Raw genomic sequence first — 17,772 nt, 5'->3', positions numbered from 1 at the left:
TTAGCTCCTTAAAATTTTATTCTTAACATTCAGCAATGTAATATCATTGCCAACTAGAATTCCTTTACAATTAAAATTCTTTGCCATAGCCATATCACTTTCTATCCTATCACCTACCACAACGATATGCTGTTTATCAAGCCCCCAATCCTTACATAAAATTTCGAGCATAAAAGGATTTGGCTTTCCTACTATATCCAGCTTAATTTCTTCATCAATACTACCAAGGATTGCACTTAGCATAGCATTGGCACCGGGTCTTAAAAGACCATTTTCTACCGGGAAATTTTTATCTGTATTTGCCACTATTATTCTACGAGATTTTTGTAATGCAATAAGAGCTCTTGATAAAATTTCATAGTTAAAATTTAAATCAAGCCCAATTACCACGGCTTCACAACTATACTCATCCTCGACATTTATATCTGCATTCATTAATTCACTTTTAAAACCACGGCTACCAACTAAAAATATATTTCTTAGATCATTTCTTTGCAAAAATATAGCACTAGCATAAGCTGAGGTATATATTTTATCTACAGTAGTTCTTATACCCATATGAATTAATTTATCTAAAATTTCAACTCTTGTTTTAGTTGAATTATTAGTAAAAAATAAGACATTATAACCATTGGATTGAAGCTCATCTATAGTTTGCAAAGCAAAATCGGCAATTTTACTCCCAAAATAAATAGTCCCGTCTAAGTCAAAAACTACAGCTTTATTCATCTACCGGCTTAATTATCATATTTTTATAAAATTCTTCTCGCGGCAAAAACGGAAACATATCCTCAAGTGGCTTTGAAACCATTTTGCCGTCAGGCTTTATCTTAGACGATAATTTTGGCTCCATTTTTTCAATAGGTGAAAGCATTATTTCGCAAACTACCGCACCTGGTTTGGATAGAATTTCCTCCAACTCCCCTTTTAAATTTAGCTGATTTTCTATCCTGCAGGCTTCAAAGCCATAAACCTCTGCTAATTTTACGATATTAGGAAAGCTGACGCCGCTATCTTTATCTGAGCCTACCTTGTGCCCTTTAAAAAAGTTGTTTTGAGTATTTCTGATAGAAATATAACCTGCATTATTCAGAACAAAGATTTTGATCGGAAGCTTATTATGAATTATTGTCTGAAGCTCTTGAATATTCATCTGCAAGCTACCTTCACCCGTAACGCAAATCGTATTTTTTTTGCCATTTGCGAAGCAGGCACCGATTGCGGCAGGCAGATCGTATCCCATAGAAGCACAACCCGAATTTACTACCACCTTTTGATTCTCATATAAGCGCAAGCTCTGATACGATGAAACACATGCCGTACCGTTACCGAATACATAAACTAAATCTCGTTTATGATTAGATAGCACATCGAAGAAATTATATGAATCAACCCGCTCTTTTACATTTTGTCTAAAAGGCTCAATCGTAGGATAATTCTTTCTGTAATTTTTACAAATTTCAAGCCAAGCTCCAAAATCTAGCTCGTCTTTCAGCACAGATCGCAAATCCGATATAAAAACCTTCGCATCGGATTTTATCTTAATATCTGCGGCAATAGTTTTTTTGTTTAGTTCGTTTTGGTCGATATCAACTAAAATTTTTTTGGCTTCTCTGCCGAAGAATTCCCAGTTATAGCTGACTGCACGGATATTTAATCTAGCACCTATAGCAATGATGAGATCGGAATTTTGCACGACAAAATTTGCCGCTCTATTGCCAATAGTGCCATATCTACCGAAAAACAGCTCATAGTCATTTCTAACGATATCGTATCTAGCGAAAGTACCGATAACGGGGATTTTTAAAATTTCGATTAGTTTTAGAAATTCTTCGTTAGCGCCGGCAAGCGTTACGCCGTTACCTACAATGATAACGGGGCGTTTAGCAGCTTTTAACGCATCTAAAACCTGCGGGATTTTTGTATCGAATTTCGGCTCTTCGGGGATTTCAAATTCTACCAGATCTGCTTCGTCCACCATCGCGCCTTGTATGTCTAGCGGCACATCCAGCCATACGGGTCCGGGTCTGCCGTGCTTAGCCTCATAAATAGCTTTTTGCAGATGAAATTTTATGCTATTTTTATCCGTTATCATTACGGCGTATTTTGTGATAGGTCTTACAATATCAATGATATTAACCTCTTGATCGCCGAGCTGACGTAAATTTAACTCGGGTTGCGAAGCAATGGTCGTCTGAAATTTCACTTGCCCCGATATGATCATCGTAGGGATCGAATCCACCCAGGCACCGTAAACGCCGGTAATCGCATTCGTTCCGCCGGGGCCTGTGGTAACATACGCGATACCAATCTTATTTGAGACGCGCGCATATCCCTCTGCGGCTATCGCGCAAGCCTGTTCGTGATGGTTACAGACATACTCTAAATTTTCATTTTTGCCAAGCGAATCTATCAGGTGCATATTGCCGCCGCCTGAGACCATAAATACGGTCTTTGCAGTATCTTCGTGTTCGGCTATAAATTTTGCTATAAAATCGCTAACTTTTATCATCGCATCATCTCTTTTACGTAGTCGTTTAAATTTTGTTCGGTATCGATCGCGCCGTTTTCGTAGAAATTTTTATACCATTTTACAGTTTTTTCAAATGCCGTTTCACTATTCCAAACGGGCTTCCAGCCAAGCAGCGCATGTGCCTTAGAGCAATCAAGCTTCAATAAATTTGCCTCATGAGGCTGGTTTATGTCGGAATTGATTTGAAATTCTATCTTATCCCAATATCGCTTGGCGCTCTTTAGTACATCAAGCACCCTAATCGCGCCATCATCGCTAGGACCGAAATTCCATGCGCTGCCGAATTCCTTTCGTCCTTCAAGCATTTTTTGCCCCACAAGCAAATATCCGCTAAGCGGCTCGAGCACATGCTGCCAAGGACGCGTCGCATGCGGATTGCGGATCGTTACCGCTTCATTTTTAGCTGCCGCGCGCATCACGTCGCAAATCAATCTGTCTTGCGCCCAGTCTCCGCCGCCTATGACATTACCTGCACGACACGTAGCAAGCAGCGTTTGATGCTTTGTGCCGTAATCTTTTTCATTAAAAAACGAATTTCGGTATGAGCTAGCCAAAAGATCCGCGCAGCCTTTCGACGAACTATATGGATCATATCCGCCCATAGGATCGTTCTCGCGATAACCCCAAACCCACTCTTTATTTTCATAAGCCTTATCGCTGGTGATATTCACGATCGCGCGAACGCCCGCCTTTCTGCAGGCTTCAAATACTTTCAACGTGCCGATGACATTGGTTTCATAAGTTGTTATCGGATCAACATAAGATGGGCGCACCAGCGCCTGAGCGGCAAAGTGAAATACTATATCGGGTTTATAAGCTGCAAAGACTTCATTTAATTTAGCAAGATCTCGTATATCGCCCATTATCTGGATGATATTTAAATTTAAAAGCCCTATATGGTTTGGCTCTGTAGGCGCCGGCAGCGAATACCCTATCACTTTTGCACCCAAGCGCTCCAGCCATAAGCTAAGCCATGAGCCCTTAAAACCGGTATGCCCGGTAAGCAAAACTGTTTTGCCATTATAAATTCCGGAGTATAGATCCTGCATATCTTGCATTGCTACCACTTTTTCCACGGAGCGTTGCCGCTATCCCAAATTTTGTTTAACTCGAGCTTATCTCTAAGCGTATCCATCGGCTTCCAAAAGCCGCTATGTTTATATGCTAAAATTTCGCCGTCGTGGGCCAAATTCATAAGCGGCTCTTGCTCAAATATTGTCGCATCTCCATTCGCAATATAGTCAAAAACCTTGGGCTCACATACAAAGAAACCCGCATTGATCCAATTGCCGTCTCCTTTTGGTTTTTCCTTAAACTCATGCACGCGACTTTCGTCATCTATATTTAGCGCTCCAAAGCGACCTTCCGGCTGAACGGAAGTCATAGTAAGCGATTTGCCGTGAGACTTATGAAATTTTACAAGCTCGTGGATATCTATATCACTAACGCCATCTCCATAAGTAAGCAAAAACGGCTCGTCTCCCACTATGCTCTGAGCCCGCTTAATACGACCGCCAGTCATAGTGTTTAGCCCGGTATTTAACAGCGTAACACTCCAAGGCTCGCTAAAATTGGTCAAAACCTCCATTTTTCCATTTTTCAAATCTATAGTCATATCGCTTTGATGCAAAAAATAATTGGCAAAATATTCTTTGATATAGTAGCCTTTATAGCCAAGCAGAATGACGAATTCGTTAAATCCATACAAACTATAAATTTTCATAATATGCCATAAAATCGGTTTTTCGCCGATCTCTACCATTGGCTTTGGTCTAATGCTCGTCTCTTCGGCAAGCCTAGTACCGAAACCTCCTGCTAGTATTAAAACTTTCATTAAAGCTCCCTTTAATCAAAATTTATTCTTTCTTTTTCAAATACCAATGGGCGATTCAACACTTGTGTATAAATTGCCCCGATATATTCGCCTATTATACCGATAAAAAACAAAATTCCAGATGAAACGAACGAAAAAAGTATGATAAGAGGCGCGATACCCACACTCATTTCGTTCCAATATATGAGTTTCAGGATAAAATACACAAGCCCCACTATTATGCTTAAAATACCCATTATCATGCCTATAAAAGTCGCGAGCCTAAGTGGCACTTTAGAATTGCAGATTATGCCTAGTATCCCCATATCATAAAGCGTGTAGAAGTTATTTTTGGTAACTCCTTTAATTCTTACCGGTTGATCGTAAGGAATTTTGGCTACCTTATAGCCTGCCTCCGCGAGCATTCCGCGAAAAAACGGATATGGATCATGCATCTGCCTAAGAGCCGTTATTACTTTTTTATCAAAAAGCCCAAAACCGGTAAAATTCTTAAAAATCTCGATCTCAGATAGTTTTGATAAGAGCTCGTAATAACACTCTCTGATTTTAAACATCACGCCGCGCTCCTCGCTATCTCGCTTAATAGCCAAAACCAAGTCGTTGCCCTCCTGCCATTTTTTTATAAACTCTGGTATCATCTCGGGCGGATCTTGCAAATCGGCCACGATAGAAATCACGGCATCTCCGTCTGCACCCAAAAGCGCATAGGTTGGCGATTTGATATGCCCGAAGTTTCTGGAATTTACGATGATCTTTAAATTTTTATCATCGTTTGCAAGGCGTTTTAAAATTTCAACCGTTCTATCAGTCGAAGCATTATCGATAAATATATGCTCGTAGGCATACTCCGGAAATTCGCCCATAACTTTTTTTACGCGCGCATAGACCTCCTCTACGTTTTCCTCCTCATTAAAGCAGGCGGTAACTATACTGATCTTTTTCATATCATCTCCTAAAGACGAAAAATTTATTTAACAAAAATGATACCGCAGCTAGCGGGATCAAAAGCACAAAACCGTTTATATACATATTATCAAATCCAAGCCACTTGAAAAGCCATAGAAAAAATATATTTAAAAAATAAGTAATGATGTAAACTAGTATAAATCTAAATATCAGACCATTATCACTGCTACCAAATACCAGCTTGCCTATAGTTTTAAAGTTAAACAATACGCCTAGTATCGTAGAAAACAATACGGCAAGAGGATAATATAGGCCCAAATAGATAAAAAGAGCGAATAGCCCATACCCAAAGGCAGTATTTAGGATACCGACGAGGAGAAACTTGACGGCTTGTCGTTTAATCATAGCTATCATTTCGTCTATAAATATTTATAGTATTAAAATTTGCCTTATCAATCGGCTCAACCCCAAGTTGAGGTAAAATTTCCATTATATTGGCTACATTACCATTCAAGGTCACTATATCCGAATTCCTAACTGTATTATTAATATCTTGCAAAACGACTCCGTCTCTAGTGATTTGTATGAGATTTACGCCGCTATCCTGTAGCCATAAATAGAACCTTTCATAACTTTGATCAAAAAAGTTACTATTTTGAATTATTACATCTGTTTGAATATTTAAATTTTTAGATGCATTATTAAACATCAAGCTATTAGGTACAACAAAGGAGTTTATAAATTTATATCTACCCTCTTTTACCCATTTATTCATTACTTTATAAAAATCCTCTTGAATAAAATCATCTTTTCTCAAAAGTCTTTTATTTATATCAAACGCTTTTTTATAATATTGATATAAAACGATGTTCTTGGTTGGTCTATTTGTAAAATTAATATATTCTTGTTTAATCAGTTTTGTTGGAGTTACATCAAACCATTGTGTTACTAAGTGATATGGTGGAATTTTATCATTTAAAAGATACATTATCGGTAAGTTAAAAAAGTAAAAATCTTTGTCAGATACTGTATTTTTAGGTACATAATCATGAATATAGTCAAAAATATAAGATAATTTCTGATTCATATAAATATTTTTTAAAGGAATATATGAGGTCTCGGATTTAGCCTCGAATACACTACCTTGATAATTTTCAAGCCAATTATATGGTATTAAAAATTTTACGTATATTATGAAAGATACCATTACAAGCATCCAATAGATCAGTAAAATCCTAGCTATTTTGCGCAAATTTTGATTTAATAAAAAGCTGAATGCCAACCCTGCACACAAAAGAATGCTATTCATATTTAAGGCGATAGTAGTGAAAGTATTACTATAAACTATAGCAGCAACACAAAAAGTAATGAAAATGTAAATTTTTGATCCAAAAATACTACTATTTTTATAGAACATAGCAGCAAACATGATATACAAAATCATAGCTATGGAAAAGCTAATATAAGAGATATATTTAATAATATATAATATAACAGTATTATGAAATAAAACAATATAAGTAAGCGCAGTCAGTCCAATAGCTACGATAGTAAATCGAAATAAGATAGTTGTTCTTGCTGCAATTTGTCCTACCAATACATCATATAGATATACAATATTTTTTCCAAAATATGCAAGAATTAATATTATAAAAAATTCCGATACGCTTATTGTTAATATCCGACTAAGCTCTGGTTCAAAAATAAATCTAGTCGCTACAGTCCATAGACTTCCTTTTGAGTCATTATCGGTTATAGATGCGGGATCAAAAGGCATTATAAAATTTACGGGTACAAAGAATATAACGGTAAAGAGCAGTAAAAATCCTATTCTTTTAAAATAATCTTTTACGCTACTGGATATAAAAGCATAAGATACAAAAAGACTAGCAAAAAGAACTAATCCCACATTTTGCTTTATGAAAAAAAGTAGGACTAGAAATAAGATTCCAAGTATTTGATATATGGTACCTTTTTTAGAATTTTCATTTTTTATGGATTTTACTAGAAATAGTAGGGTAGAAAATTCTATGATGAAGACGTAAGTATGATAATCCTTCGGTATATATGTCTCCATACTAAACCATAAAAAGCTAGCAAAAGTGGCTCCTATAGCACTAGCCGGCTTTGAAAAAAACTCCCTTAAAACCAAATACAATAAGATCACCTGAATCATTGCTGCTACCACGCCGATGCAGGCAAATGCAAAGAAATTTATCCCAAATATTTTTTGATAAAAGGCATTTATATATACAAATAACGGAGTCCATGCTAGATAAAAATCTTTATTTATCACCTCTCCCTTATTTACCAGATAAGCATATGTTTCCCACCAGCCTTCTTGGAGGGAAAAGTAATGGTTGAATATAAGAAGATGTAGTATTAATACTATACTAAAGCAAAATGTTAATATAAATTTCTCTTCAATAGAACTATTCACCATGACCTTCTTGCTTTTCGTATACGTTGATGGTATTGAAAAAAGTCGCTTCGGTCGGAGCTACTCCTAGAATTGGAAATATTTTACATAAATCTACTATACTACCATCCATTTGCAATACATCACCATTTTGCAAGCTATCATCTTCTTGTTTTGTGCCATTTTGATCGGTAGCTATCTTTTTATCACGCCTGATAGTAACTAATGTTACGCCATTCTCTTGTAGCCACTTTGTAAATTTAGATCTATCCATACCAAAAAATTTTTCATTTTGCAAAATAATGAGCATATTTTTAAGAATATGGTTTTTTTCTTCTTCAGCAGGTACATTATCGTATGGAACTACAAACGACTTTATAAATTTATATCTTCCTTCCCGTACCCATTGATTCATAGTTTCATGAAAATCAAGTTGTTTAAAAGAGCTTTTAACTTGAAAATTTCGATGCACAGTAAAGAAAAATGTCTGATATTGATACATAACAACGTTCTGCGCAGGAGATTTAATAAATTCATCATATTCCCTAGATATGGCCTTAGATGACGATACGTCTAGCCAATGAGTTACTAAATAATACGGTGGAATTTTATTATTCAATAAGTACATTATGGGAAAATTAAAAAAGTAAAAATCTTTTTGATTTTTAGATTTAACAGCTACATACTTATCGAAATAATCAAAGATTTCCGATATCCTCTCATCCATATAAATACCATCTAACTGAGCGTATGAACTTTTAGAATTGGCGCTAAAGATATCTACCTGAGTATTGAAATTCCAATAATACGGCATTCTTATAGTTGCTAAAAACATAAAAAATATTATTATTAAATGTATATATATAGTAATGTATTTTATTTGTCTTAATCTACTTATATTTATAATAAATGCGCTGGCAAAAGCTATACATATCATATTACCACTCGCCGTAAAAGCATCAGCCAAAGTACCCGAATAAGATATGGCGGCCATGGCTACAATCATAAAGGCATATATCTTTGATGAATTGCCAATTACATCGTTCCTCTTGAAACATATATACAGCAAAAATAGAATAATACCTATTGAAAGAGATATAAAATTCTTTATTTCTATCCCGCTACCGCTCATCTTAATAAACATACAATATATTAAAATTATATGTAATATTACAAGCATTAATATACGAAATTCTCTTGTAGTTTTGGCTATAGCTTTTTCATATAAATTAGTATAAATTTCCGCTATTTTTGATCTTATAACATATAAGATGAGTACAGCTATCGATACAATAAGTGAGTTTTTTAGTATCGTTTGATTTAAAGGATATGTGATAAATCTAGTAGCCATAGCGAAAAAGCTGCCTTTGGAATCATTTTCTGTTATAGAAGATAAATTAAAAGGAATGACAAAATTCATAATAGTAAAAAATATAGCAGAGGTAATGAGTAAAAAACCGATTCTTTTTATATAATCTTTAAAACTTGTAGCAACAAAAGCATATGCGACAAACAAACTAGCAAAAAGAACCAAACCCACATTTTGTTTAATGAAAAACAATAAAATACAAAACAAAATTCCAATTATATGATAAATTCTACCCATATTAGAATTGTAATTTTTGATATATTTTATAAAAAATAGCAATGTCAAAAATTCTGTAATATATACGTATGTATGATAATCTTTGGCGATATAGGTGCCGCTATTTATATTTAAAAATGTCGCAAAAAGTGCAGCCACGGCGCTGCTTGTTTTAGAAAAAAATTCTCTTAAAACCAAATACAATAAGATTACCTGTATCATTGCGGCTACTACACCGATGCAGGCAAAAGCAAAAAAATTTATTCCGAATATTTTTTGATAGAAGGCGTTTATATATACAAATAACGGAGTCCATGCTAGATAAAAATCTTTATTGATCACTTCTCCTCTATTTACTAAATAAGCATAGGTTTCCCACCAGCCTTCTTGGAGTGAGAAGTAATGGTTAAATATCAGTAAATGTAACGCAAGCGTTATACAAAAGCAAAAAGCAACCATTAAATTTTCTAAAATTTTAGTGTTAAACATATCTACCTCAAATCATTTAAAATTATTTTCGCGCTCTCATCGAAAATTTTACCTTTCAAATGCGCTTTGCAAAATTCCACTATGAGCCCGTGAAATAGCGCATACACGCCGTTTTCGTTCTCTAGCTTTCCTGCTTTTGCCGCCGCATCGCAGGGAGAGTTGGCGGAATTTACAAATTCATAGATCCGCTCAAATTCCAGCTCGCAAAGCCACGCGCTAAGCTCGTCGTAGCTTTCAAACTCATATCCCAAAGCCCCAAGCAGGCGCGCCGAATAGCTGTCCGCAACCATCACCGCGCGCTCGCACGCATAGCACAAAATCGCATCACAGCTCTCTGCGCCGATCCCTTTGCGCGCTAGCAGCCACTCACGGCTAACGCCCGCTTTAAAGCTCTCAAAATCCCCAAAATCCGCGATTATCGCTTTACAAAGCAAGCTTAGGCGTCTCGCTTTTTGATTATAAAATCCGCTCACTTTAATGATCTTCGCAAGCTCCGCTTCATCTAGCTCGGCGATCCCATCTAAGCTCAAAAGCCCTTTGCTACGCAGGTTTTGCAGTGCCGCGTCTGCATTGCGCCACGCAGTATTTTGGATCAAAATCGCCCCCACGACCACCTCAAAGCTTCCAAACGCGGGCCACCAGCGAAAATCCTTGATTTTCACGGCGCGAAAAAGCGCGATAAAAAGCTCGGTCGCGCTCATCTGCCGTCTCCAAGGACGCTGGGGGCATCAAATTTCGGCTCTATAATCCGTACCTCGCCGCATCTTGCGACAAGCGATGCATACGCCGAAATAATTTTTAAATTTCGCTTAAAGAGTGCCGTGCAACGCATAAAAATTTGAAATTTATGCGTTGCAAAAACAGACGCAAACGGGGTTTGTTCTTGCAAGACACCTGCGATGAGAAGGAATTTCGACGCATCGCTAGGCTTAAATTTAACGATCGTCGCGCACGTAGCGGCAACTTTAAATTTTAGTGCAGCCGCTGCCCTGCTTCGCTCCAGAAGCCGCTTTACGCCGCAACTAAGCTCGCTTACGACATTTTGAAATTCGCGCGCCGTATTCATCTGCTGCCGCCTTTTAAATTTGCAAAAAATTCCTCGCCAAAGCTTAGGAAAAACTGCTTTGCCGCGCGGCCGCTGCGGCTTGCACGAAGCATCGTAAACTCACGCGCCTTTGCATGCAGCTCGTCTAAATTTGCGGCAAAGCTCAAGCGAAATTTCGCCGCACTTATACCTTGCGCAGCCGCAAAATAGGCATCTACGATCCCCAAATACTCCTGCATGCTCCCGCCGTAAAAGCTTAGCTGTAGCCCAAAGCGCTCGCTAAGGCTGATTCGCTCGTTCGCCGCATCGCTTAGGTGCAGCTCGCCGCGGCTTATCTGCGCGGCGTCGTTATCGCTTGCGCATTCGCCTACGATGTGGCGGCGGTTGGACGTCGCATACATCAGCACGTTGCGCGGCGCGCGCTCCAGTGAGCCTTCAAGTAGCGGCTTTAGGTGCTTGTAGCCGCTCTCGCCGAGCTCAAAGCTCAAATCGTCGCAAAAGATGATAAATTTAAAGTTCGTTTCGCGGATCGCATCGATTATATCCACGAGATAGCCCAGATCGTCCCTACCGATCTCGATGATCTTAAGACCTTGCGGGATAAATTTAGAAAAAACCGCCTTCGCAAGGCTTGATTTGCCGCAGCCGCTCTCGCCCCACAACAGCGCGTGATTGGCGCTACGGCCGCGCAGGAAGGCGTCTGTGTTTTTTATAAGAGCCGATTTTTGACTCTCTAGCCCCACAAGCGCGTCAATACCCGTGAAATCGATGTCGCGAACGATCTTTAGCGCCTTTTTATTCGCGCGAAAAGCGGCGACCTGCACAGCGCGCCAATCAATCGTGCTAAAATCGCTGAAATAAATTTGCTCGCCGGCGGCGCTCTGCACGCTTTTTAGGACGGCTTGCGGCGCTAAATTTAAACCGCTCGCCGCGTCTAAATTTAGCCCTTCGCTTCTACTTTTACTCGCGCTTTTTTTGATATTTTCATCGCAAGTTCGCATTTTTTAGCTCCCTTCGCAGATAGATCAAAATTTCGCTTATCACGTCGTCATCGTCGCGCGTCTGCGCCTTTAATCGCACCTTATCGCCGTTTGTAAGGGTGATCAAGATATTTTCGTCCATGCTCGAAATCACGCGCAAGCCAAGCTTCGTAGCCAAAACCTTAATCATCATCACGTCGATAAATTGCTTAGTGTAAATGTCTGCGCGCCCGAAGCGGTCCTCGATCTCGCCGAAAATTTCAAGTACTTCGCTCGCCTCGGCGCACTTGCTAAGCCGCCTGTAAAGATCTAGGCGCAGGCGATCCTCTCTGATAAATTCCGAGTTCAAAAAGGCGTTTACTGAAATTTTAAGCTCCACGCTCGCAGCGGCGCTTTTTCTGCTTAGCAGCTTGCCGATCTCCTCTTCGAGCATCTTTAGATAAAGCGAGTAGCCGATCGCCTCGATGTGCCCGCTCTGTGCCTCTCCGAGCAAATTTCCGCCGCCGCGAATTTCAAGATCGTGATACGCCAGTACTGAGCCGCTACCCAAAAACGAGTTGCTCTCAAGCGCTACGAGCCGCTTTAGCGCGTCCTGCGTAAGAGCGGTTTTATCCTCGATCAAAAAGTAGCAAAAGCCCTGTTTGTTGCTGCGTCCGACGCGGCCGCGCAGCTGGTGCAGATCGGCGATACCGAATTTATCAGCGTTTTCGACGATGATCGTATTTACGCGCGGCATATGGATGCCGCTTTCTACGATGCTGGTGCAAAGTAGCAGATCGTATCCGCCCGCCACAAATTTTAAAATTTCATCCTCCGTAGTTTTAGCGTCAATCTTGGAGTGCAAAATTAAAATTTTAAGGCTCGGCAAAATTTCAAGCAGCTTCTTTTTGGTGCTTTGCATCGTCGCGATGTGGTTGTGGACGTAAAAAATCTGCCCGCCGCGTCGCAGCTCGCGCGAGATCGCCTCTTTTATGATCTTTTCGTCCCACTGCTTGACGAAGGTACGCACGTCAAGGCGATCCTGCGGCGGGCTAAGCAGCGTGGAGTAGCTTTTAATCGAGCTTAGCGCCATATTCAGACTGCGCGGTATCGGAGTGGCAGACATACTAAGTAGGTGCGAGGCGGCGCTTTTCTCTTTGAGCCGCTCCTTTTGCTTAACGCCGAATTTATGCTCCTCATCGATGATTATGAGCCCTAAATTTGCGGGGTTTAAATTTAAAAGCGAGTGCGTGCCGACCACGACGATCGCCTCGCCGCCTTGCAGGCGCTTTAAAATTTCACTTTTTTGCCTTGCGCTGCTAAAGCGATCGAGCTTGAAAACGGGAATTTCAAACTCCCTAAAGCGCTCGCTAAGCGTGGCGTAATGCTGAGAGCTAAGCAGTGTCGTAGGTACGAAAAACAGCACCGAATGACCGCTGCGAATGCAGGCAAAGATCGCATTCATCGCAACCTCGGTCTTTCCAAAGCCCACGTCTCCGCTAAGCAGACGATCCATCACCTTGCCGCTTTGCAGATCCTCTAAAATCGCGCTCACTGCCTTTTGCTGATCGCTCGTGTAGCTAAAGCCGCTTGCGCTTAAAAATTTCGCATAGTCCGCGCTTTCGTTTTTGATGACGAGCCCTCGCACCAGCTCGCGCTTGGCCGCCAGCGCGATGATCTTTGAAGCGATCGCGAAGAGCTTTTCGCGCACTCGCTCCTTGATTTTGCAAAAGCTCGCCCTGCCCAGATGATCCAAGCTCACCGCACCGCCGCTTGCGACGTAGCGATCGATCTTATTTAGATACTCTACCGGCAGCAGCAGCTTATCGCCGCCCTCGTAGAGCAGGGATACGAACTCCTTGCTGCGCCCCATCACCTCAATGAGCTCAAGCCCGTTAAATTTAGCGATACCGTGATCTTCGTGCACGACAAAATCGCCCACGTTTAGCTCATCCAGAGCCAGGCTCGATCTTCTTACGCGCTTTTTAGGCGCCGCTTTGTTTAGCGAAAGGATGATCCGCTCGACGCTTATTAAATTTACGACGAAATCCTCGCGTAAAATTTCGATATTGCTAAATCCGCTAAGATCAAACGGCGCGAGCAGTGCGTCGTTTCGCGCGATCAGCGTGATAGTCTCGCTGCGGTGGAATTCAAAAAATTCCTGCGACGGCGTCACGGCGAGGTCTTTAAATTTACGCGCCGCGGGCAATACCTCGATCGCGTCTAAAAAATCCAAATTGCGCTCGGAAAAAATTTCATCCTTTTTGATCTCGTGCAGCAAGACGCAATCAAACGCACTCGTGTAATCTACGAAGCCCTCGATGAACCAAAACCCGAGCGAGCCCAGATCGCGAGCTAACGCGTCGCTGTCCGCGCGCGATATCTTTTCGCTCACGCTCTCAAACTCGTCCTCGCTTAAATTTGCCAAAAACGGCGCTATCTCTACTTGCGCAAGCTCATCTTTTTCGCTTTTTTGCGTCGCGACGTCAAATCGCCTGATACTCTCAACCCTCTCGCCGTCGAGCAGAATTCTAACCGCGCTTTCGCTCCCTACCGAAAAAATATCGATGATCTCGCCACGGAAGCTAACCTCGCCCATGCTTTCAACGATGTCGCGCACGTCGTATCCCAGGCGCAAAATTTCCTCTTTCAGCTCGTTTAAGTTTAACTCTTCGCCAAATTTTAAATTTAGCGGGCGCAGATGGCTTGCGGCGGGGAGTTTGTTTAAGATCGTGCGGACGGGCGAGATTAAAATTTTTTTACCGCTTGCTTTGTAAAACGCGCTAAGAGCGGTGCTGATACCCGCAAGCTCGCCCATGTAGCTGCGCAGATCCTCGCCAAAGCTCGCTCTAAAATCGGGCAGGCAAAAGGCCGCGTAGCCCATAAATTTAAGAACCTGCTCGCACGCCGCAGCCTCTTTATCGTCCTCGCAGATCAAAAGCTCTTTTTGGTTTTGCAAAAAGTATTCGTAAACCTCGGCTTGCATTATTTAAACCTTTCGATCTGATGCTGCACGACGTTTGCGATCTCCTGCCACGATACGTTAGGCTCCAAGGTCGAGATATTTTTGAAATTTTGCGCGTTCCAGCTCATAAAATTTGCAGGATCGACGCTTTGAGCCAAAAACCTAACTTCGTAATGCAGGTGCGGGCCGGTGCTGTAGCCGGTGTTGCCGCTATAGCCGATGAGATCGCCCTTTTTAACCCAAGAACCGGGCGTTACGATCGCGGAGCTAAGATGGCCGTAACGGGTCTCAAAACCGTAATTGTGCGATAAAATCACTAAAATTCCATATCCGCTGCCACTGCCGCCTGCAAACTGCACGAAGCCCTCTGCCGTCGCAAACACCGGAGTGCCCTCGCTTGCTCGCAAGTCGATGCCGTGGTGCATCCTCATAACACCGCTGATTGGATGAGTGCGCATCCCAAAAGGGCTAGTGATCCCGCGATACTGCATCGGAAGTCCATTAGGCACAGCGCTAAGAATCGCGCTCGCCGTTTTTTCGCTAGCTGCGATGTGCGTGCCGGAGCCCTTTTTACGCTCCTTTTTCATCTCATTCATCGCAAGCATTACTTGGATATCACTATCCAGCCCGCCTCCATCGTCTTCGCGTCCGTCCAGCTTGGCAAGCACCTCCTCGTTTTTGCCCTCAAGCGCGATATTTTGCTCTTTTAGCGCGAGATTTTCAGCGTATAGGGTTTTGTTTAGCTCTTTTAAATTTGATCGGTCGCTCGCGAGTTTAAAGATCGCAAAAAACAAAACTAGCAGAAAAATTACAAAAAACGCGGATAAAATTTTAAGTTGAAATCTAAAATTTTCGCCAAAATACAGCGTCTTGGTGCCAAAGTGATCGCTTAGGGTGAGTTTAGTTTTAGCCACGGCGCGCCTCAAACCATAAAATGAAATTTTCTACCAAATGAAACGAGCCGAAAACCAAATACTCCTCGTCCGCTCTAAGCTCGCCGCGAAACGGCGAATGTGGAATTTTAAGCGCGTCAAGCGCACGGGTTATCGCCTCTGCTGCCATTTCGCGATCCGCAACCTCGTAGTTAAAGATCTCCACGCGCTCTACCACGGGTGCTAAAGTCCGTAGCACCGCGGCTACGTCTTTATCGGCAAAGGCGTTATAAATCAGCACGATCTTTTTGCCTCCGTAGATTTCGGTAATTTCGCGGGCGACTTGCTGTGCCGCAAGCTCGTTGTGTCCAACATCCACGCGTAAATTCGGCGCCAGAGTCTCCATCCTGCCGCGTAAATTTAGAGGCGGCAGCTGTGAAATTTCAAATTTCAAATTTAAAAATTTCATCGCAGCAAGCGCTAGAGCTAAATTTGAAATTTGAAATTTAGGTAGATTATTGTGCGCGCAAAACCATGCAATCTGCGCTTGCTCACTCTCGCTTAAAAGCTCTGCTGCAAACCTCAAATGAGTTCCTTTTTGCTCTGCGATCTGCCGCGCGATACGAAGCGGAACTTCGCTCATCTCATCGCTTAAAATCGCCGCTTGCTGCATCGTAATGAGCTTGGTGTGGGCGATCTGCTCTAGATTTTGTCCTAGCATGCCCAAATGATCGGTGCCGATCGGTGTAAAAAGTGACAACGTGCGCCCGAAGCTCGACGTAGCGTCAAACTCGCCGCCCATCCCAGCCTCGATCACGCAGTAATCGCAATCCCTAAAAAGCACTGCCGCCGCAAGCGTGAGATACTCGAAATACGAGAGGCTATCTTTAAACTCCGCGGGCAAGCTCTCTTGCAAAAACTCATGCGCGAAATCAAGCTCCTCATCCGTAGCATCACGACCTAGCGAAATGGGAAGCGAGCTTTGAGCGGATTTGGAATTTGATCTTAGCTGAGATTTAAAATTTTGCTCCGGTGAGAATTTTAAATTTTGCTCAGACGGCGATTTGAGATCTTGAGAATTCCATAAATTTTGTGTAGAAGTAGAATTTTGCGCGATGAAATTATGCTTGCTACAAAAATTTTGCGTGGTATAAACGGAGTTCTGCAGGGCGGAATTCTGCTCGCCGTGCAAATTCTGCGTGGTGGAATTTTGCAAATTAGAAATAGAAATTTTAGAGGCTGAATTTTCTCTATTCGCAAAATTTTGCATCTTTATGGAATTTTGTTTTTCTGTAAAATTTGACGCCGAAGCGGAATTTTGCTCGTTTTTAAAATTTGAAGCGCCTGAATTTAACGCAAAAACTGGGTTTTGCGCGATGCGTCCGCCTAGATAGATGCGCTCGTTGAGCTTAAAAACGTGCGGACTGGTGTAGTGCCCGACGTTAAAGCCCGCTGCAGCGATCGCGTTAGCCAAAAACCGCCCAGTGCTGCCCTTGCCGTTGGTGCCGATGATCTGAATGACGTTTTTGAGCGGAATTTTATCTTTAATGGCAGCATATGCCCGCGGGAAGCGCTCGTAGTCGATTTTTTTGTAATAAATCGGGCGATTTTGCAAAAATTCTTTAATGCTGCGCCCGCTCAAGTCTGAATCCCCTAATCGCAAGCGCCGAAATAAACTCGTCAAACGCCTGCGCAGAGGCATTTTCGATCGCCTTGTAGCGGTCCTTATCGCTAATGATCGAGCTCGTATCGTAGCTATTTTTGACTAGGCGGCTAACTTTAAAATCGTAATCGCCAACGCAATCCTTGCTGAAAACCTCGCCGTTTTTAAGCTTAGTGCTAAAATTTACGACAAGATTTGCGCGGTAGCTAGTGACGTAGCCGAACTGATCGTATGAAAGCTCGCTAAAGCTTAGGCTTTTTATGCTCGCTACTACAATCGTCTGCGCCGAGTTTTTATCCGAAAGGCTCATCCCTAGGCGCTGGACTATACCCTGTCTGATCGCATCTTTAATAGCGACGGTGTTTTGCGGATCGGTCTTGCTCATCATTACGTCCACAAATACACTTCCGCTCATCGTCTCTTTTGCAATCCTTGAAACGGGCTTGTAGCCGCAGCCGATTAAAAAAATCAAACAAAAAACGGTTAAAACTTTTCTCATCTT

15 protein-coding genes are annotated in these 17,772 nt (G+C 41.7%); all 15 read right to left on the bottom strand.

Annotated elements, in window-relative coordinates:
• Genes Q0101_RS05755 through lptE form a run of 15 tightly spaced genes read right to left on the bottom strand, consistent with a single transcriptional unit; the run spans position 1 to position 17,769 of the window.
• The gene (locus tag Q0101_RS05755; protein ID WP_297943183.1) at positions 1 to 729 is read right to left on the bottom strand and encodes an HAD-IIA family hydrolase; all 729 of its coding nucleotides are present in this window, start codon (positions 727 to 729) and stop codon (positions 1 to 3) included.
• Entirely contained in the window at positions 722 to 2,512 is a 1,791-nt protein-coding gene (locus Q0101_RS05750; RefSeq protein WP_297943181.1) for a thiamine pyrophosphate-binding protein, read from the bottom strand. The genes Q0101_RS05755 and Q0101_RS05750 overlap by 8 nt, the downstream gene beginning before the upstream one ends.
• Positions 2,509 to 3,582 carry a CDP-glucose 4,6-dehydratase gene (gene rfbG, locus Q0101_RS05745; RefSeq protein WP_297943379.1) on the bottom strand — a complete coding sequence of 358 codons (1,074 nt, stop codon included), beginning with the start codon at positions 3,580 to 3,582 and terminating at the stop codon, positions 2,509 to 2,511. The genes Q0101_RS05750 and rfbG overlap by 4 nt, the downstream gene beginning before the upstream one ends.
• An 11-nt stretch (positions 3,583 to 3,593) precedes the next feature.
• On the bottom strand, positions 3,594 to 4,367 hold the full coding sequence (rfbF, locus tag Q0101_RS05740) for a glucose-1-phosphate cytidylyltransferase (RefSeq protein ID WP_297943179.1): 774 nt from the start codon (positions 4,365 to 4,367) through the stop codon (positions 3,594 to 3,596).
• Positions 4,368 to 4,378: 11 nt separating this feature from the next.
• Complete coding sequence (locus Q0101_RS05735; RefSeq protein WP_297943177.1) at positions 4,379 to 5,311, bottom strand: glycosyltransferase family 2 protein; 933 nt, start codon at positions 5,309 to 5,311, stop codon at positions 4,379 to 4,381.
• Between the two features lies 1 nt (position 5,312).
• Positions 5,313 to 5,678, bottom strand: a complete 366-nt coding sequence (locus Q0101_RS05730) for a GtrA family protein (RefSeq protein WP_297943176.1) — start codon at positions 5,676 to 5,678, stop codon at positions 5,313 to 5,315.
• Positions 5,671 to 7,716 (bottom strand): glycosyltransferase family 39 protein, encoded by a 2,046-nt coding sequence (locus tag Q0101_RS05725; protein WP_297943174.1) that lies wholly within the window; start codon positions 7,714 to 7,716, stop codon positions 5,671 to 5,673. The genes Q0101_RS05730 and Q0101_RS05725 overlap by 8 nt, the downstream gene beginning before the upstream one ends.
• The gene (locus Q0101_RS05720; protein WP_297943172.1) at positions 7,706 to 9,766 is read right to left on the bottom strand and encodes a glycosyltransferase family 39 protein; all 2,061 of its coding nucleotides are present in this window, start codon (positions 9,764 to 9,766) and stop codon (positions 7,706 to 7,708) included. The genes Q0101_RS05725 and Q0101_RS05720 overlap by 11 nt, the downstream gene beginning before the upstream one ends.
• A 2-nt stretch (positions 9,767 to 9,768) precedes the next feature.
• Positions 9,769 to 10,467, bottom strand: coding sequence for a 3-methyladenine DNA glycosylase (locus Q0101_RS05715; RefSeq protein ID WP_297943170.1), 699 nt, complete (start codon positions 10,465 to 10,467; stop codon positions 9,769 to 9,771).
• A complete protein-coding gene (locus tag Q0101_RS05710; protein WP_297943168.1) occupies positions 10,464 to 10,832 on the bottom strand; it encodes a hypothetical protein in 369 nt (122 codons plus the stop codon). Before Q0101_RS05710 ends, Q0101_RS05715 begins: the two co-directional genes overlap by 4 nt.
• The gene (locus Q0101_RS05705) at positions 10,829 to 11,812 is read right to left on the bottom strand and encodes an ATP-binding protein (RefSeq protein WP_297943166.1); all 984 of its coding nucleotides are present in this window, start codon (positions 11,810 to 11,812) and stop codon (positions 10,829 to 10,831) included. Before Q0101_RS05705 ends, Q0101_RS05710 begins: the two co-directional genes overlap by 4 nt.
• The gene (locus tag Q0101_RS05700; protein WP_297943164.1) at positions 11,796 to 14,756 is read right to left on the bottom strand and encodes a DEAD/DEAH box helicase; all 2,961 of its coding nucleotides are present in this window, start codon (positions 14,754 to 14,756) and stop codon (positions 11,796 to 11,798) included. The genes Q0101_RS05705 and Q0101_RS05700 overlap by 17 nt, the downstream gene beginning before the upstream one ends.
• Positions 14,756 to 15,649, bottom strand: coding sequence for a M23 family metallopeptidase (locus Q0101_RS05695; RefSeq protein ID WP_297943162.1), 894 nt, complete (start codon positions 15,647 to 15,649; stop codon positions 14,756 to 14,758). Before Q0101_RS05695 ends, Q0101_RS05700 begins: the two co-directional genes overlap by 1 nt.
• The gene (locus tag Q0101_RS05690; RefSeq protein ID WP_297943160.1) at positions 15,642 to 17,249 is read right to left on the bottom strand and encodes a bifunctional folylpolyglutamate synthase/dihydrofolate synthase; all 1,608 of its coding nucleotides are present in this window, start codon (positions 17,247 to 17,249) and stop codon (positions 15,642 to 15,644) included. Before Q0101_RS05690 ends, Q0101_RS05695 begins: the two co-directional genes overlap by 8 nt.
• Complete coding sequence (lptE, locus tag Q0101_RS05685) at positions 17,230 to 17,769, bottom strand: LPS assembly lipoprotein LptE (RefSeq protein WP_297943138.1); 540 nt, start codon at positions 17,767 to 17,769, stop codon at positions 17,230 to 17,232. The genes Q0101_RS05690 and lptE overlap by 20 nt, the downstream gene beginning before the upstream one ends.
• Positions 17,770 to 17,772: the final 3 nt, after the last annotated feature.

The organism is uncultured Campylobacter sp. (assembly GCF_937921625.1).
In the GTDB taxonomy this organism is placed as follows: domain Bacteria; phylum Campylobacterota; class Campylobacteria; order Campylobacterales; family Campylobacteraceae; genus Campylobacter_B.
Note: the sequence above shows the minus strand (reverse complement) of the source record. Positions and strands in the feature narration are given on the sequence as shown.

Bases quoted from the DNA above. Each gene is read 5' to 3' on its own strand.
- Q0101_RS05755 (WP_297943183.1), bottom strand. From the start codon at position 729: ATGAATAAAGCTGTAGTTTTTGACTTAGACGGGACTATTTATTTTGGG.
- Q0101_RS05750 (WP_297943181.1), bottom strand. From the start codon at position 2,512: ATGATAAAAGTTAGCGATTTTATAGCAAAATTTATAGCCGAACACGAA.
- rfbG (WP_297943379.1), bottom strand. From the start codon at position 3,582: ATGCAGGATCTATACTCCGGAATTTATAATGGCAAAACAGTTTTGCTT.
- rfbF (WP_297943179.1), bottom strand. From the start codon at position 4,367: ATGAAAGTTTTAATACTAGCAGGAGGTTTCGGTACTAGGCTTGCCGAA.
- Q0101_RS05735 (WP_297943177.1), bottom strand. From the start codon at position 5,311: ATGAAAAAGATCAGTATAGTTACCGCCTGCTTTAATGAGGAGGAAAAC.
- Q0101_RS05730 (WP_297943176.1), bottom strand. From the start codon at position 5,678: ATGATTAAACGACAAGCCGTCAAGTTTCTCCTCGTCGGTATCCTAAAT.
- Q0101_RS05725 (WP_297943174.1), bottom strand. From the start codon at position 7,716: ATGGTGAATAGTTCTATTGAAGAGAAATTTATATTAACATTTTGCTTT.
- Q0101_RS05720 (WP_297943172.1), bottom strand. From the start codon at position 9,766: ATGTTTAACACTAAAATTTTAGAAAATTTAATGGTTGCTTTTTGCTTT.
- Q0101_RS05715 (WP_297943170.1), bottom strand. From the start codon at position 10,467: ATGAGCGCGACCGAGCTTTTTATCGCGCTTTTTCGCGCCGTGAAAATC.
- Q0101_RS05710 (WP_297943168.1), bottom strand. From the start codon at position 10,832: ATGAATACGGCGCGCGAATTTCAAAATGTCGTAAGCGAGCTTAGTTGC.
- Q0101_RS05705 (WP_297943166.1), bottom strand. From the start codon at position 11,812: ATGCGAACTTGCGATGAAAATATCAAAAAAAGCGCGAGTAAAAGTAGA.
- Q0101_RS05700 (WP_297943164.1), bottom strand. From the start codon at position 14,756: ATGCAAGCCGAGGTTTACGAATACTTTTTGCAAAACCAAAAAGAGCTT.
- lptE (WP_297943138.1), bottom strand. From the start codon at position 17,769: ATGAGAAAAGTTTTAACCGTTTTTTGTTTGATTTTTTTAATCGGCTGC.